Origin of the sequence: Staphylococcus kloosii, from assembly GCF_003019255.1 — a bacterium.
Taxonomy (GTDB): domain Bacteria; phylum Bacillota; class Bacilli; order Staphylococcales; family Staphylococcaceae; genus Staphylococcus; species Staphylococcus kloosii.
In genome coordinates, this window is record NZ_CP027846.1 from 385,753 (window position 1) to 402,519 (window position 16,767).

The 16,767-nt window shown below is 29.8% G+C and carries 15 protein-coding genes and 1 pseudogene; 11 read left to right on the forward strand and 5 right to left on the reverse strand.

Going from position 1 to position 16,767, the window contains the following annotated elements:
* Positions 1-297 precede the first annotated feature (297 nt).
* The 4 genes from C7J89_RS01935 to C7J89_RS01950 all read left to right on the forward strand — a co-directional run bounded on the left by C7J89_RS01935 (position 298) and on the right by C7J89_RS01950 (position 4,227).
* Positions 298-759, forward strand: coding sequence for a MarR family winged helix-turn-helix transcriptional regulator (locus tag C7J89_RS01935; RefSeq protein ID WP_103294734.1), 462 nt, complete (start codon positions 298-300; stop codon positions 757-759).
* 20 nt (positions 760-779) lie between these two features.
* Positions 780-1,640, forward strand: a complete 861-nt coding sequence (locus C7J89_RS01940; protein ID WP_172458997.1) for a patatin-like phospholipase family protein — start codon at positions 780-782, stop codon at positions 1,638-1,640.
* 173 nt (positions 1,641-1,813) lie between these two features.
* Positions 1,814-2,308 (forward strand): DUF805 domain-containing protein, encoded by a 495-nt coding sequence (locus C7J89_RS01945; RefSeq protein ID WP_103294733.1) that lies wholly within the window; start codon positions 1,814-1,816, stop codon positions 2,306-2,308.
* A gap of 308 nt (positions 2,309-2,616) precedes the next feature.
* On the forward strand, positions 2,617-4,227 hold the full coding sequence (locus C7J89_RS01950; protein ID WP_103294732.1) for a BCCT family transporter: 1,611 nt from the start codon (positions 2,617-2,619) through the stop codon (positions 4,225-4,227).
* Positions 4,228-4,314: 87 nt separating this feature from the next.
* Here C7J89_RS01950 and C7J89_RS01955 read toward each other — a convergent pair whose 3' ends face one another.
* Positions 4,315-5,091, reverse strand: a complete 777-nt coding sequence (locus tag C7J89_RS01955; RefSeq protein WP_103294731.1) for a 3-hydroxybutyrate dehydrogenase — start codon at positions 5,089-5,091, stop codon at positions 4,315-4,317.
* Positions 5,092-5,207: 116 nt separating this feature from the next.
* Here C7J89_RS01955 and C7J89_RS01960 point away from each other — a divergent pair, with 116 nt between their 5' ends.
* The 3 genes from C7J89_RS01960 to C7J89_RS01970 all read left to right on the forward strand — a co-directional run bounded on the left by C7J89_RS01960 (position 5,208) and on the right by C7J89_RS01970 (position 7,412).
* Complete coding sequence (locus C7J89_RS01960) at positions 5,208-6,089, forward strand: LysR family transcriptional regulator (RefSeq protein WP_103294730.1); 882 nt, start codon at positions 5,208-5,210, stop codon at positions 6,087-6,089.
* 131 nt (positions 6,090-6,220) lie between these two features.
* Positions 6,221-6,631 carry a carboxymuconolactone decarboxylase family protein gene (locus tag C7J89_RS01965; protein ID WP_103294729.1) on the forward strand — a complete coding sequence of 137 codons (411 nt, stop codon included), beginning with the start codon at positions 6,221-6,223 and terminating at the stop codon, positions 6,629-6,631.
* 178 nt (positions 6,632-6,809) lie between these two features.
* Complete coding sequence (locus C7J89_RS01970; RefSeq protein WP_103294728.1) at positions 6,810-7,412, forward strand: short chain dehydrogenase; 603 nt, start codon at positions 6,810-6,812, stop codon at positions 7,410-7,412.
* Between the two features lie 143 nt (positions 7,413-7,555).
* Here C7J89_RS01970 and C7J89_RS13385 read toward each other — a convergent pair whose 3' ends face one another.
* Positions 7,556-7,849, reverse strand: a complete 294-nt coding sequence (locus C7J89_RS13385; RefSeq protein WP_229348903.1) for a hypothetical protein — start codon at positions 7,847-7,849, stop codon at positions 7,556-7,558.
* A gap of 72 nt (positions 7,850-7,921) precedes the next feature.
* Positions 7,922-8,071, reverse strand: a pseudogene (locus C7J89_RS13550) (TetR/AcrR family transcriptional regulator); the annotation flags it as partial.
* 414 nt (positions 8,072-8,485) lie between these two features.
* Between C7J89_RS13550 and C7J89_RS01985 the strand changes: the two are divergent.
* Entirely contained in the window at positions 8,486-9,607 is a 1,122-nt protein-coding gene (locus C7J89_RS01985; protein ID WP_103294726.1) for an alpha/beta fold hydrolase, read from the forward strand.
* A gap of 131 nt (positions 9,608-9,738) precedes the next feature.
* Here C7J89_RS01985 and isaB read toward each other — a convergent pair whose 3' ends face one another.
* Positions 9,739-10,323 carry an immunodominant staphylococcal antigen IsaB family protein gene (isaB, locus tag C7J89_RS01990; RefSeq protein ID WP_103294725.1) on the reverse strand — a complete coding sequence of 195 codons (585 nt, stop codon included), beginning with the start codon at positions 10,321-10,323 and terminating at the stop codon, positions 9,739-9,741.
* A 206-nt stretch (positions 10,324-10,529) separates the two neighbouring features.
* Positions 10,530-11,453, reverse strand: a complete 924-nt coding sequence (locus C7J89_RS01995; RefSeq protein WP_103294724.1) for an ABC transporter substrate-binding protein — start codon at positions 11,451-11,453, stop codon at positions 10,530-10,532.
* Between the two features lie 126 nt (positions 11,454-11,579).
* Between C7J89_RS01995 and C7J89_RS02000 the strand changes: the two genes are divergently transcribed.
* The 3 genes from C7J89_RS02000 (at position 11,580) to C7J89_RS02010 (ending at position 16,694) form a co-directional block, all read left to right on the forward strand.
* Positions 11,580-12,275, forward strand: coding sequence for an alpha/beta hydrolase (locus C7J89_RS02000; RefSeq protein WP_103294723.1), 696 nt, complete (start codon positions 11,580-11,582; stop codon positions 12,273-12,275).
* 165 nt (positions 12,276-12,440) lie between these two features.
* Positions 12,441-14,105, forward strand: coding sequence for a glycosyltransferase family 2 protein (locus C7J89_RS02005; protein ID WP_159031764.1), 1,665 nt, complete (start codon positions 12,441-12,443; stop codon positions 14,103-14,105).
* A gap of 297 nt (positions 14,106-14,402) precedes the next feature.
* On the forward strand, positions 14,403-16,694 hold the full coding sequence (locus C7J89_RS02010) for a bifunctional glycosyltransferase/CDP-glycerol:glycerophosphate glycerophosphotransferase (RefSeq protein ID WP_233432449.1): 2,292 nt from the start codon (positions 14,403-14,405) through the stop codon (positions 16,692-16,694).
* The last annotated feature ends 73 nt before the right edge of the window (positions 16,695-16,767 follow it).

Below are 16,767 nucleotides of genomic sequence, written 5' to 3' on the forward strand. Positions count from 1 at the left end.
TTTGCACTAATTTATCAGGATTTAGTACCTTATCTCGGAAAATTGTGAGAATGAGAGAGTGTAGACTCAATATACCGAATGGCAAAATTAAAAGAGAGTTAATCCAAATTGTAACGGATTGACTCTCTTTTTTGTGAATGGCTAAGTTTTTTAATGTGGGAATATTAACTTTAATCACCGCTATAAAAAATTCTATGTAAAAAGGATAAATAAAAATAATTTAGTTGACGAATCAACTAAATGAGTGTATGCTTTAATAGTTGATTGGTCAACTATATATTTAAAGAAGGTGTTACTTTGAATGAAAAGGAATTTGAATATAGGAATATAAAGTTTATCGGAAAGTTATCATCAAAGATTTACAGAAGAGGAAATATCTATATAACAGAAAAGTTAAAACCATATGGCATAAATTATATTCAAATGATGTGTCTAGTGGCCTTATATATCGAGAACGGTATTAGACAAGAAGAAATAGTTGAAGACATAGGTATTGATAAAGCGAGTGTAACTAGGGCTATTAAATCATTAGAAGAAAATGAATATTTAACAAGATCTAGAAATGAAAATGATAAACGGGCATTTAATTTATATCTCACTGAAAAAGCTATGGAATTTAAAGAAATTAGTTGGAAATTTTTAAGTGACTGGGAATTAATGATATCAGAAGGCATCGACGATAAGGACAAGGCGATAGCATTCGATGTTTTGAAACAAATGTCTATAAATGCAGATAAATATTATAAAGATGAAAATTAACAATAAAAGGAGTAATAAATATGAATAACAATAACGAAATGTTAAATGGTGCAATTGTTTTAGGCGGCGGCGGTTCACTAGCTATCGGTTGGCAATTAGGTTATTTATATGCACTTGAAAAAGAAGGCATCGATATAAGAAATGCAGACTTAGTAATAGGGACTTCTGGCGGAGCGCAAGCTGCTACGGGTATTACTTCGACTAAAAGTTGGGAAGAAATTTTTAATGAGCAAATCGAGCCTAAATCTAATGAAGAACCACCTCAACAAAATATGGAAGCAGTGGTAGCTAGATATAGCGAGATAGCTCAAAAATCTAATAACTCTGAAGAATGGATTGAAAATTATAGTGAGTTTGCACTCGAAGAAAATAAATTCGATGAAAGCGAACATATAAATAGATTAAAACATAGAATTAAAGTAGAAAGTTGGCCTCAAAACTTGATGATTACAGCTATAGATGCTCAAGAATCTAAAAGAGCCGTGTTCACTAAGGCATCGAATGTCGATATTTATAGAGCGATGGCTTCAAGCGGTTCACTACCTGGCGTATGGCCTGCTACATCGATTGACGGTAAAAAATATTACGATGGTGGTTGTCATTCAATGGAAAATGCAGATTTAGCTAAAGGTGCAAATAAAGTATTGATTTTAGCTACAAATCTTCCTATTGTCACACCATATAAACTTGATGATGCTATTGCAGAATTACAAAATAGTGGAGCAGAAGTAAAATTAATCACACCAAGTGAAGATGTTTTACAAAAACTAAATGAACTAGGTGGCAATACGGTTAATACTGCTATTAGACCTGAAATGGCTAGACTTGGCCAAGAACAAGGCGAAAGAGATGCGCAAATGATTAAAGAATTTTGGAACTAGATAAATATGATAAAAAGACCTAACAGAAACCTATAGCGTTTTGTTAGGTCTTTTTAAAATAAAATGTAGGTGTACAAACATTTAATTATTAACTAAGTTTATATTTACCATTTAAAAAAGTTGTAATTAGTATATAATTATTTACATAATCTACTAAAGTTTAGGAGAATATGATGAATAATTCACAAAACCAAATTTTACAAAGTTACAAAGATTTTTGGGTTCGCTACATAGACGTAAATGGGAGATCCAAACGTTCAGATTTTTGGCATCCTTTTTGGATTAACTTCTTAATTTCTTCAGTTTTAGGAGCTATTTCTGGCGGTTTATTAACTACTATTTTTGGTATTGCTATTGTTATTCCTGCGTTTACAGTAATGGTTCGACGTTTACATGATACAAATCGAACTATGATTTTGGCCATTGTTTCATATTTTAGCAGTTTAATTACAACGATGGCAGCCGGGGCATTTATCCTCACAGTACTAGCACTTGCAAGTTCTGGGAATTTTGGATTGATAGGTGCAGCAATAATGGCTAGTGCAGTTGGTACATTAGTTGGTGGAGTTATCACGCTATATACATTGTTTGTGCTCATTAAACCTGGGAATAAAGATGTAAATAGATATGGTTCGGATGGTAGCTGTGAAGTGATTGAACAAATTTAACAGTTATAGTTTATTTTTGAAAAACTTAATAGATATGATTAAGCCACTTTTTTTTAGATTGAAAACAATGGTTTATAGATTTAAAAAAATAACCAAAAAATTATTATAGTTGCAACGCCTCAATTTATCGCATATACAGATGAATTTATTTTTTTATAAGTGAGCAATTTTTATATATTGTTTCGGCATTTACTATATAAAATGATGTAATTAGTATATACTGGTTAACATAATTTGCTGAGGTTGAAGAAAATTAGGAACAATATGCATAAGCAATTAAATTATAAAGGAATATTTGAGGTGTCAAAATGATTCACAGAAAGTTGAAAGACAAGCTAGATTGGCCAGTATTTATTATAAGTGGTGGCGTACTTATCATTTTCGTAATTATGTCATCATTATTTACTAAAGCCACTTCGCATTTTATTCAACAAGGGTTTCATTATTCTATAACGTATTTCGGTGCTTTTTGGCAATTTTTATTATTAGCTACGTTTGCGGTAGGATTATTTTTATCCATAACAAAATATGGTCGCGTTAGATTGGGTAATACATCTAAACCAGAGATGGGCTATTTTAAATGGGCAGCAATAATTATTACGTCAGGTTTAGGTGCAGGCGCAATTTTTTGGGCTGCAGCCGAACCTATGTATTACTTTATAGATGTGCCACCAACGATGGATGCAAGCATAAAAAATAAGAGTGTCGAAGCAATACCGGCAGCCATGGCACAAAGTTTTACTTCATGGGGTTATACTGCATGGGCAGTGTATGGCGCAGTTAGTGGCATTATAATTATGTATGCACATTACAATAAAGGTATGAAAATTTTACCAAGAACGTTGTTGTATCCAATATTTGGTAAAAAACTGGAACGCAATGGCTTAGGATCTGTGATAGATATATTTTGTATTCTAGGTGCAGTAGCTGGAACAATCGGAACAATCGGCTTCTTTGGGTTTCAATTTAGTTATTGGTTGCATAGTATTTTTGGGGTGCCAGACAACATTATTACACAAGTAGTATCAGTTGTTGGCTTAATTATAGTAGTCACTTTCTCTGCTGTAACAGGGATCGATAAAGGAATTCAATTTTTAAGTAAATTGAACGTGTGGTTAGCACTTGGTGTAGCTGCATTTATTATTTTAATCGGACCTGGCTTATTTATTTTACAGACATTTATGTCTTCTTATGGGACTTATATTACACATTTTATTAGTATTAGTACGTTTAGAGGAGATAATAAATGGGCAGGCGCATGGATGCTATTTTTCTTTGGTTGGTTTATAGGTTACGGTCCTTTAATGGGCATGTTAGTAGCACGCGTTTCCAGAGGAAGAACGATACGAGAAATTTTTATTTTAGTATCAATTTTAGCAGGCCTAGTTTCTCAGATTTGGTTTACCATTTTAGGTGGAAGCGGTCTGTTTTATGAACGCCATCAGTCTGGAACTATTAGTAATCCTTTAGAAAAAAATGGTTTACCTGCAGCTGTTATTTCTATTGCGAATCATCTACCTTTAGGTACTATAGTAGTCATAGCATTACTTTTATTGACGCTAATATTCGTTATTACAACGGCAGATACGATGTCATATTCAATATCCATGTCGGTAACTGGAGAAGGCGATCCACCAAAACTAGTCAGAGTATTTTGGGTCGCTGTAATGGGTGCGATTTCTGTCATTCTTATTAATATAGGAGAAGGCAGTATTGATGCAATTCAATCCTTTATTATTATCACGGCAGTACCTATTTCAATTATCATGCTGCCTGTTATTTGGACGGCACCGGCCATAGCGCATAAATTAGCTAAAGAACAGGGCATCATTAAGGTGAAAGAAAAGAATACGGTATTTAAATTTTTAGTACCTAATCAGATATTGAAATATACCGGAAATGATAAAGAAAAAGATTAAATTAAATAGCGAAGCCATTTAACTATTATTAAACATACACATAAAAACTGTCTAAATTTCTTAATCGAAACTTAGACAGTTTTTTTATTATTGAGCTGTGTAACCACCATCAATAAGGATGGCTTGACCAGTTACGCTTTTAGCTTTGTCACTGGCAATAAATACTGAATAGTCGGCCACTTCTTGAATATCGACAAGACGCTTTTGTGGAATCATAGGGAATAATACTTCATCAAGCACTTGGTCGACGCTCACGTTTCGTGTTTTAGCAAGATCTTCCATTTGACCACGAACGAGCGGTGTATCAATATAACCGGGACATATTGCATTGACTGTAATACCGTCTTCTGCGGTTTCTAATGCGGTTACTTTAGTTAAGCCAATAATGCCATGTTTTGCACTATTATAAGCAGATTTCCCAGAAAATCCTATGACGCCATTAATAGATGACATATTTAAAATACGCCCAAATTGTTGTTTTTTCATAATGGGTAATACGTGTTTCGTCATAATAAATGTACCCACTAACATAATATCAATCATTTGCTTGAATTTAGCCGTCGGGAAGTCTTCAATATTTGAGACGTGTTGTAAACCGGCATTATTAACTAAAATATCGATACGTCCATATTGTTTTATCGTTTCGTCGACAAGCTTTTGGACATTATCTTCATTAGAAACGTCTGCTACAACGGCATGACAATCAAAGCCCTTATCTTTAAAGGAATTTACCATGGCGTCTAATTTTTCTTTATTGATGTCCGTGAAAACTACTTTTGCACCTTGGTTTAAAAATTCTGTAGCGATTTCTAAACCAATACCACTCGCAGAACCTGAAATAATCGTAACTTTATCTTGTAACATTGTAACCCCTCCATTTTTTTTCTACATCTTTAGTTTACTTCTACTCTATAAATAAGTAAAATGAATATTAATAATAAAATCTATAACTTAAAGTTATAACGAAAGGTGATAATGACTTGGAAATTCGTCAATTTAATTATTTTATGACAGTAGCTAAACTAGGGAGTTTTACTAAAGCTTCACAACAGCTACACGTTTCCCAACCAGCACTTAGTAAGACAATTAAAACATTTGAAACAGAATTGAATGTGGAGCTATTAGACCGTTCTGACAGGCGAGTTAAACTTACTGATTCAGGTGAAATTGTCTACAATCACGGAATTAAAATCTTTGATACATTAAGTTCTTTAACATCCAATTTAAATGATAATAGTACACTAAAGAGTGGCAATATAAAAATAGGTTTACCTTCGTTAATTGGTATCATGTTTTTCCCTAGTATGATAAAGGGTTTTTCATCTGCATATCCTCATATAACTACGGAATTAACAGAAGAGGGTACTAATAAAGTTATGCGCCTTGTCGAAGAGGGTGAGCTAGATTGTGGTATTGCTATGTTACCGGTAGACGCAACAAAATTTGATGTCTTTAGATTGACTAAAGATAGATTGATGTTATTTTTGCAAAAGTCACACCATTTAGCACAACGTTCGGAAATTAGTTTGCCAGATATTAAAAATGAATCGACAATTTTATTCACGGAAGATTTCACGATGTATGATCGTATTATACAAGAGTGTAATAACTTCGGATTTAAGCCCAATATTGCGTATCAAAGTGCACAATGGGATTTTATAAAAGATATGGTAGAAAATAATTTGGGGATTACTTTTTTTCCAGAGTCATTAAATCGTAAAATTGATCACGATAAGATCACGTCAGTGGCGATAACACAACCACATATATACTGGGAAGTGGGTCTTATCGTCAAAAAAGATAGGTATCGTTCATATGCAACGCAAGCACTTATAGATTATATAACTGAGAAAGGTATTTAAATAATTATAACTTTTAGTTATAGAAATTATGATATTTATATATTTAACAAATATCTGAAACGCTTCTATAGTAGTAATTGTTCAAAGAAAAATAATTTCAAAGTTAAAAATTATTATAGGAGTGATTTGCTATGGAACAAACTAAATATCAACAAGGTATGGATAAGCTAATGGAGTACACTGCAACGACGGGTTCAACACATTTGAAAATAGCTGATGAACTTAAATATATTGCGCCCGATGTTTCAAGGTATATCATTGAATTTGCTTATGGGGAGATATATTCACGTAGTGGTTTAACAAATCAGCAACGTGCTTTAGTAACTGTCGCTTCACTTATAACACAAGGATCAGAGCCACAATTAGAATTGCATATTAATACAGCTTTAACTTCTGGGATAACAGCGGAAGAAATTGTAGAAACAATTACACAATTAATACCCTATACTGGTTTCCCACGTGTGTTAAATGCATTATCGGTTGCTCAAAAAGTATTCAAAGATAGAGAGATTACTGTAGAAGTGTCCAAAGTAGAACAATAATATAACGCATATAATTTGAACTACAGTGTATAAATTGACACTGTAGTTTTTATGTTTACGTATGTGAGATGTATCTTAAAAGTATTATATGGTAGAAGAGCTTACAATTTTTATTATAATGAAACTTTGGTACGCTAAAACCAAGTAATATTAATCCATTTATAAAGGGGCAATTGAGATGAAAATAGTTGTTATAGGTGCTACTGGTACAATTGGGCAACGTGTAGTTGAAAAATTAGAACAGCAACATGAGGTTATAAAAGTAGGTAGTCAATCAGGTGATTATCAAGTAGACATTACGTCCGTTGATAGTATTAAGAAAATGTATGAAGATATAGGTAATATTGATGCTGTTATTAGTGCGACGGGTGGTGCCGCATTTACTGCAGTGCCGGAACTTAGCGTGGAAGAAAATCAAATTGCGATTAATAGTAAATTACTTGGCCAAATTAATCTTGTGTTAATAGGGCAACATTATTTAAATAACAATGGAAGTTTTACGTTAACTTCTGGCATTATGATGGATGATCCTATCAGATTAGGTAGTTCTGCAGCAATGGCAAATGGTGGCATCACTGGTTTCGTCACTTCTGCAGCTATTGAACTTAATAATGGTTTAAGAATTAATAATGTGAGCCCTAATGTTGTTGAAGAAGCATTAGATAAATATGGTGAATTTTTCAAAGGCTTTACAGCAGTGCCAGTAGATAAAGTTGCTGACGCTTACATTAAAAGTGTAGAGGGTGCGCAGACTGGCCAAACATATCGAATTTATAATTAATAATGGTCAGTTTCATAGTTATATGTTCAATTCGATAAAAGTTAATTTATTAAGACATCAAAAAGCCGTTATTATTGTTTCCAATAATAGCGGCTTAATTACTTTTTTTAGTGAGTAATGGTGCTATTGACCAAATGATGAAATCACTGTTCAATGAAATACATCATTTCTTGCAGTTGAGTAACTTCAACATTAAAGTTATTTTTATGACAATATTTCAATACGCCAATAATCATCCCCATCAACACATAACGTAGGCCTTCATTGTTCTGTGCTTTTAAAATAAACGGCGTTAATCTATTTGAGTTTTGTTCTTTATTGATTACTTGGTCAATACTTTCAATAAGTACTTGTTCCATAGTATTAAATGTATTTTTATTGTCTTGTTTTAATGGAGAAATGTGTTGTAGTAATTTTTTGTTGTTACATAAAAACAATGTGAATTGTTCTACAAATGAATCACTTTCTTCAAATTCAAGGCTAATTAAATATACTATTATTGCGGTAAGTAAATCATATTTATTGTCGAAATGTCTATAGAACGTAGACTTATGAATATCACTGGCCTTACAAAAGTCATTAATCGTGACATCAGTAATTTTTTCGTTTTTTAAGATATCAATACTAGTTAATAAAATATGCTTTTTAGTTATATTAATAGTTAATGACCTTCTTTCTCTTCAGTAACTTCCATGGTTTTATTGCATATAAAACTTGTGATATTAGGAATTATCATATTTACGATATTGATCGTGATAAAAGCAACTAACCATGATTCTAACCATTGTATTAAACTAAAATGGGCTATACCTCCGTTAAATAAAGTTAACGTTAGAGATAATATAAATGTATTTAATATAATAGTAAAATATTTTAATACCCTAAGAAAAGTATTGCTTTTTACTCTAACCAATATATCACTCCTTGAATTATTATATGAAAAGTTTAAAGCGAAAGGTTGGAATACTAAACAGTCAAAATGGGCAAATCGTTTCATTTTAAAACGAAAACGCTATAAAGTATCTTCACTTAAATTTTTTTTGAGTCGATAATAAAGTTAGGGAGGGGCTCAAATGAAAAAATATACGCAAAATAAACAATATAATTTACAGTTAAATCGGTTTGTTGGAAATTTAAATGATTTAAGTCTCGATAAATATGTTGAATCATTGATGGAAAATGTTAATTCAGACCAACAGTGGTGGTCTGTGTGGCGAGAAGCAGGCGATAAAGCATGTAATAATAAAAATTATAAATTAGCAACAATATTTTATAGATTGGCAGGATTTTATTTAGAAAATAGTGATGAAAAAAATACGCTTTATGAATTGTTTACAGTGAACTTTTATAAAAGTATTGAAGTGAACTATTTTTATAAGAAACAATATTTAAATTTTTCAAATGCACAATTACCAATTATAATTTTAGCAAAAGAAGAGCCTGTTGATTTTAATAACACGATTATTATTCATGGTGGCTTTGATTCTTATATTGAAGATTGGTGTTTTTCTTATAGTTCTCTAATCGAAGAAGGATATACGATTATAGCTTTTGATGGCCCTGGACAAGGTCATATGTTAAATCAAAATGTATATTTAACTTATAAATGGGAGCAAGTTGTGTCATTTATTTTAGATTATTTTAGAATTGAAAATACTACGATTATCGGACAATCAATGGGTGGATTTCTATGTATGAGGGCAGCTGCCTATGATTTAAGAATTAAAAATGTCATTTGCTATGATATGTTTTATCAGTTATCAGATTCACTGTTTTATAAAATGGATGATGTTTATTTTAAATTATTAGAGTGGTTAGCTGATAATAAAATAACTTTAATTAATGAGAAAATTGACGAACTCAAAGCGCAAAGTCAGGAATTTAATTGGAAAATTAATCAATCTAAAAACACGCTACATGTTGATTCGAATGAAGCATTGTTAAAAGAAATACAAAATTATTCAATTGAAAATGACTTGCCTAATATTCAACAAAATATACTTTTGCTTGTAGGACAAAATGACCAATATGTCCCAACTACTAGACTTGGGGATTTCGCTGCTAAATTAACAAATGCTAATTTGATAAAAAGTACGATTTTCACTTCTTCATATGGTGGAGACGGGCATTGCCAAGCAGGTCACAGAGGGCTAGCAGTAAATCAAATTCGATTATTTTTAAAGGAAGTATATTAATAAATATAATAAGCACCCGTTCCCCAATAAGAACGGGTGCTTATTATTTAATCTAAAGTTCGTAGTTGTAGAATGATATAACTAATTTTAATGCCTGTTCGTAAAATTACGATGAGACTCATATTTCAGCACTATTGACCAATAGTAATTTCCATTAAATTATCATTTTGGTCAAAGAATGCCGTATATGAGCCATTATTTGTACCGTATTTTACAAAAGTACCATCGCCATTACCTAATTTACCTTCTTCAACAATTTTATTTGAAGTGTGCGCTTTGGTGAACGTGTCTTTTGAGACATTGTCAGGTTTAGTAAAGAATGTTATTTGAACGACTTTATTATCACTGTTGTATTCAATTGAAGTGTCATAAACTTTTTTAGAATGATCGAATTCTTTTTTGGCAGAAGTATCAACTTTATAACCATCAATGGCAACGTTGTCGTATTTTAAAGCACGTACAAAATTATAATCTTGCGTAAACGAAGCATCATAAGTCGTATATCCTTCATAGTTATACCAAGGTGTTTCGGCTTTGAAATTAGTGGTGCCTTCACTGTTTGCACCACTTGAGCCCCCTTCACCATGTCCCCATTTTTGAACCTGTTCTGCTGCGTGAGTGACTGGACTACTAGTCGTAACATATACTGCTGTAGAACCTAATACAAGCGTAGAAACAACGACAGTTGCTGAGAAAAACTTGCCTACTTTACGCATAATGAATCACTCCTTATATAATTGTACACCGGTGTAATTGTTCACTTTCATCATACTCTCATTATTTATAATTGCAAGAAAAGAAGAATGCGTTACTAATTAATCAATATTTTATAAAAAGCGAAGAAAATATTTATAAATAACGACTAAAGTCAAAATTAAAGACAGCCCTAAGAGGGCTGTCTTATAATGTTTATAATATGACTTTATTTCATGTTATTCAGTTGTTTTAAAATAATTTTACGTTGTTTTTCTAGAGAAATTGGGTCGTTATAAGTCGTATCTGATGCATCTAAAGTAATAACGTGTCCTTTTTTAACAGCATTTAAATTGCGCCAATTGTCAGTTTTAGTGAAAGCTGGTTTATCCCCATTTGTCGCTAAAATTATATAATCTCCAGTATAAGTAGCTAACTCTTCTTGAGATATCTGCGCATTGTAACTACTGTGGACCTTATCTTCTAGCGCTTTAGGCATCTTCATATCGTAACCATCATAGACAATCTCAGTACCGCGACCTAAACTTTTACCAAATGCTACTAATCCTTTTGGCGTGGATTGAACTGCTGTAATTGTTTTACCTTTAATTTTATTACCCAGTTTTTCTTTATCTTGCGCCATTTGTTGATCCCAATGTTTCACCCATTTTTTAGCTTTACTTTTCTCATTAACAATTTCTCCCAATTGTATTGTCGTTTCTTTATAGTTAGATTTTTTGGAATCAAATTGAACAGTAGGCGCTATTTTCTTTAATTTTTTGATATTTTTATCTTCTTTACTCGTTATAATTAAATCTGGCTGCGTTTGTGCAATTTGTTCAATATCCGTTTGACCTACACGTTTAACACCTTTAGTAGCTTGGTCTAAAGTTTTGTTTTGCTTCACGAAATCTATTACGCCTACAGGTTTATGATCAAATTTAACAAGTGCACCTATGTACGTTGGGTGTAGTACAACAATGCGCTTTGGATCTTTTGGTATTTTAACCTTCTTGCCATCATTTTGCGTAAATGTCTTAGTTTCTTTGTTATGCGACGATTTATCTGAAGTTTTACTATCGTTAGAATCTTTATTACCACAGGCAGCTAAAATGACAAACATAATTAATAATAAGACTAAAATTTTTTTCATTTAATTACCTCTCTCTTTATTGGTATTGATTATCATTATCAATTATAGCATAATAGATGTTGCTTACAAGTTTTTATTAAGTTAAAAATATAAAATATTGAAGGTTTCTTCATAAAAGGGGAAATGATGTTGAATAAGTACATAGATAAGTTTCAAGTCAACGATTATGCTATTACGGTAAAATTACCCAAAAGTTATTTTAAATGTAACAATCGATATTACTCATTATTGTGTGTGCAAGACGGTGATTATTTATTTAAATCGAGAAGTAAAGAAGTAATTTTTGTAGGTATTGAATCAAAAGATAGAAGCAATGATTTTACCCCATGGCAAGCGCAGATAGGCAATGAAATAAATGGTGGTCGTGCGGAAGAATATTTAACATGGCTAACCGAAAAATTAATTCCTTTATTAAGAGATAAATATAGAGTGTCGAATGATAATAACGACATTGGCATTGCCGGAGCATCATATGGAGGATTAGTTTCATTATATGCACTATATACAATGCCACAAAAATTTGGAAGTTATATTTTAATTTCACCTTCATTATGGTATCCACAATTTTTAGAGTTTATGCAGAATCATAACGGTATAAACAAAGAAGTTAGTGTTTATTGGTATGTTGGGTTAAAAGAAGGTATCAAACATACATTAAGGATTAAAAAGATGGTCCCAAATAGCCTAGAAGGCGTGAAAATTTTAGATCGTAATTTAAAAAACGACAGAACACGTTTTAAATTCCAAACCTCAAAACGAGGCATTCATAGACATCGCTACTTCAAAAAATACTTTAATAAAGCATTAAAATATATTTATTGATGTACTTTATATGCATCTCAAAAGGATAAATCATTTTAGTCTTTTAAGATGCTTTTTTTAATTTAATGTAATTTATGAGGAAATAAAGTAGAAATTTAAAAAATTTATAGTCAAAAATTAGTGTATAATAATATTAAAATATTTAATATTATAGGGGGCTTATTTGTGAAGTTAATTTCTATTATAGTATCAGTATATAATAAAGAGAAATTCTTGGAGAAGTGTATTCAATCAATAATAGATTTAAAAATAGATAAATCTATTATTGAAGCTATATTTGTAGATGATGTTTCCACAGATAATTCATATAAAATTATCAAAGAGTATGCAGAAGAATATGATTTTATTCGATGTATAAAGTTAAGTGAAAATACTGGAGGACCTGCTGAGCCACGGAATGTTGGAATACAAGAAGCAAATGGTGAATATCTTACTATATTGGATGCTGATGATTGGTTAGAATCCGATGGAATCCCAAAGTTAGTATATCAAATGAGGGATAATGATTCTGATATAGGTTTTGGACAATGCTATAAACATAGAAATAATGAAATAGTGAAAGTTGCTAACTTTACCTCATATAAAGAAGATAACGGTTTAGTTCCATATGAGATAAATAAAATTTTTAGATCAATCGGACCATGGGCTAAAATTTTCAAACGATCAACAGTTTTTGACCATAATATCAAATTTAAAAACTTAAAATATGCTGAGGATAAGCTTTTTTATTGCGAAATTATAAGTAAATCTAAGAGTGCATCTATGACATCGGAAAATGTATACCATGTAAATAGATATACAAATAATATTTCTTTGGTAAAAAAAACAAATGTTATGGAAAAAGCAGAATATAATCTAGAAGTTCTTAAAGAGATAGTTAAAATGAGTTTGCCTAAAATTGCTACTCAGCAAATTTTATGTAGAATTATAGAAATGGATTTTATCTCTAGGTTTTTTCTTACGAAAACCTTTTTAAATTCAAATAATAAAGAATATTTTTATCATATTTTTGATGAAGTAGAGTCAATAGTAACAAATCTTGGTTTTGAAATGAATAGGATTATTGAAAATGCTAGGTATAAGAACGTATATTATGCTTATCATTATAATAAAGAAGACTTTGTTGAATTTGTTGATCATGCATTAAATAGGGCTAATAAACAAAAGTATATTAATAACCACATTGTTCACTTTAAATATCCAAAAAAATTTAATAATTTAAATGAAATTAAATCTAAGTGTACAGCAGTATATAACGGTACTAGACTAATAAATAATAAATTCTACAAAGTTATTGAGGTGTTTAGACAACCTGAAGTTAAAATAAATTTTGTTAAGCTAGTAAAAAAAGAAGACGAAAGATATAGTAAAAACTTAGATTTCATATTAGATAATAATTTTATATATGTAGAAGCGCGATACTTTGAGTTTGAAGATTATGACTTTAATATTTTGATACAGTTCAATGATTATGAAACTACTTTAGTAAATTCAATTTATCCTGATAGTAGTAAGAACTACAAATTAAAATCTCAGAATCATAAATTAGAATTATTAAAGAGTAACAAAAAAAATAAAAAGAAAAAAGCGAATAAGTATTTAAAAGTTGTACCAAAGTTTGTTGTACTGATAAAGGACTCCAATATATACAGGGATTTAGAATTCAAAGAAAAAATTAGTCCGATTTATAAAGGGCGAGTTTTTGAAATTGTTTCAATTGATAAAAGTACAAAAAACGTCCCACGATTGGTAACTAAAGAAGGTTATTATATATCAGCTAATCTTGATATTGTTTTATCTCTAGATTTTGATAATTTGGTCCTGCAATAAATCCTATTGAAAAAGCATGTAGTATGAAGTTTTTAATAAGATCTATTCAACTGAAATATTGGATAAACTAAAATTCTAATTACTATTAATTTCATAACGGGATATATTGATTAAATGAATTTATTTTATATAATCAAAAATTAGTTATTGCAATAGGTTAATAAAATTTTGAAATTAAAATTTTAAAGTAATTTGAAAATTACATATTAAACTATTGTTTTTAAATCGGAAAATAGTTAAAATTAATATTATTGAGCAATTATAATTAATTAGGGAACAGGTGCCTAGAATTTGAAAGTGGGAGATATTATGAAATTTTCAATTGTTATACCTTATAAAGAAAAAGGGAATGAAAAATTTTTAGAAAATTGTATTGATAGTTTATGTCAACAGACCTATAAAAACTTTGAAGTTATATTCATACATAATAATTCTAATAAACTTCTTAGTTTAATAAAAAATATTGATTTGAACGTACATGAGTTCAAAATGAATGAAACAAACACCTTGTCTGATTATAGAAATACTGGTATTGAAAGAGCTAAAGGTGAATATGTTATTTTCCTAGATGCAGATGATTATATTCATTCAAATGCTTTATCTTATGCAAGTGAAATGATTAAAGATAGACCTGAAGATAGTGTTTTTAAATTTGGTATTGCAAAAACAAATTTAGATAAAGTATCTACATTAAATAAATCAAAAAAAGCTTTTTTTGAAAATGAAGCGCAAGCTAAACTTGAATCCGTACTAACTGACGCTAATATTAAAGTGAATGAAGAACAAGTTAAAGATGTTATTGATGGATTATTTAAAAATCAAATAATTAACCATAGTTATACTAAAATTAAACGCAACAAATTTTTAAGTGCTATAAATTATAAATTTAAGGTACATGGATTTATTATAAAAAGAGATTTTATAATAGATAATTATTTGTACTTCAAATCAAGTAATAATTTATATACTGATATACCTTTTTTAATAAGGCTTTATAATAAAACTGAAAATATTAATCAAACAACCACTAAATTATATTATAAATACCTTCATAATGATCCTATAAATATGCCATCCTTAACTCAAGAGGAACATAATGACAGACTATTTAAAAGATTATCTGCTATTAACGAAGCAATTCAAATCTGTGAAGATCAAAAATTAGCTAAGCAATTAAAATTAACAGCTATCAACTATTATTTATATAAAGTAGTTAAAAGTAACGTATTTATTGAGTCATATCCACAAACTCATAAAATTTATATTGAACTAAAATCTATATTGAATAGTCCTTCAGTCAATATTAATTTGAATCAAAGACATAGTTATGAGATAAATGCAATTAAAAAAGGTCATTTCAAGAAAGCATATGCCCTTAGTAAAACTAGAGTTTTAGGTTATAAAACATATCAATTTATGAAACCTAAAAACAAGCGTTTTAGACAAAAGAAAGTACAAAAAAATATTTTCACTAAATTACCTATCAAAGAAGATACAATAATTTACGAAAGTTTTTTAGGTAAGAATTATTCAGATAGCCCCAAATCGATTTTTAAATATTTGTTAGATAATAGTGAAAAAAAATGGAAACATGTTTGGGTTTTAAATAATAAAGATGTTGTTAAAGATGAAGAAGAGTTTGAAAATAATAATGTGAAAATAATAAAAAGATTTAGTTGGCAATATTTTTATTATGTAACAGTTTCAAAGTATTTTATTTTGAATATGAGACAACCAAAATGGTTATATAAAAAAAGTGAACAAGTTATATTATCTACTTGGCATGGAACACCTTTGAAAAAGTTAGTTTTTGATATGGAAAATGTTACTTCTGCCAATAAGCACTACAAAAAAGACTTTTATTATCAATCTAGAAATTGGGACTATTTAATAGCAGCTAATAAATATAGTGAGAAAATTTTTGAAAGTGCATTTATGTATCCGAAAGAAAATATTTTAACTTATGGTTATCCCAGAAATGATATTTTAACTAATCATTCTAGTTTATATAAGAAACAAATCAAAGAAAAATTGGAGTTACCTCAGTCTAAAAAAGTTATTCTTTATGCTCCTACATGGAGAGATGATGAATTCCATTCTGTAGGTAAGTATAAATTTAAACTACAGCTTGATTTGGATCGCTTAAAAGAAGAACTTGGGAATGAATATGTTATTGCTTTAAGAATGCATTACTTTATTTCAGATAACATTGATTTAACTGATTATAAAGGATTTGCTTACGACTTTTCTAAGTATAATGATATTAATGACTTATATATAGTTAGTGATTTATTAATTACAGATTACTCTTCTGTTTTCTTTGATTATTCAATACTTAGAAAACCAATATTATTCTATACTTATGATTTAGAAAAATATCAAAATATGCTAAGAGGTTTTTATATAGATGTTAATAAAGATTTACCTGGACCTTTATTGCTATCTAATGATGAAGTTTTAGATTCAATTAAGAATATTGATAGAGTGAACAAAGAATATAAAGAGAAGTATGAAGAGTTTCATAGTAAATATTGTTATTTAGAGGATGGGAAGGCTTCTCAAAGAGTCGTTGAAAAAGTTTTGAAATAAATTTTTTTAATTCCATTCCAAATATAAAAGCACTATCAAAATCATTGAAGAAAATGATGCTGATAGTGCTTTT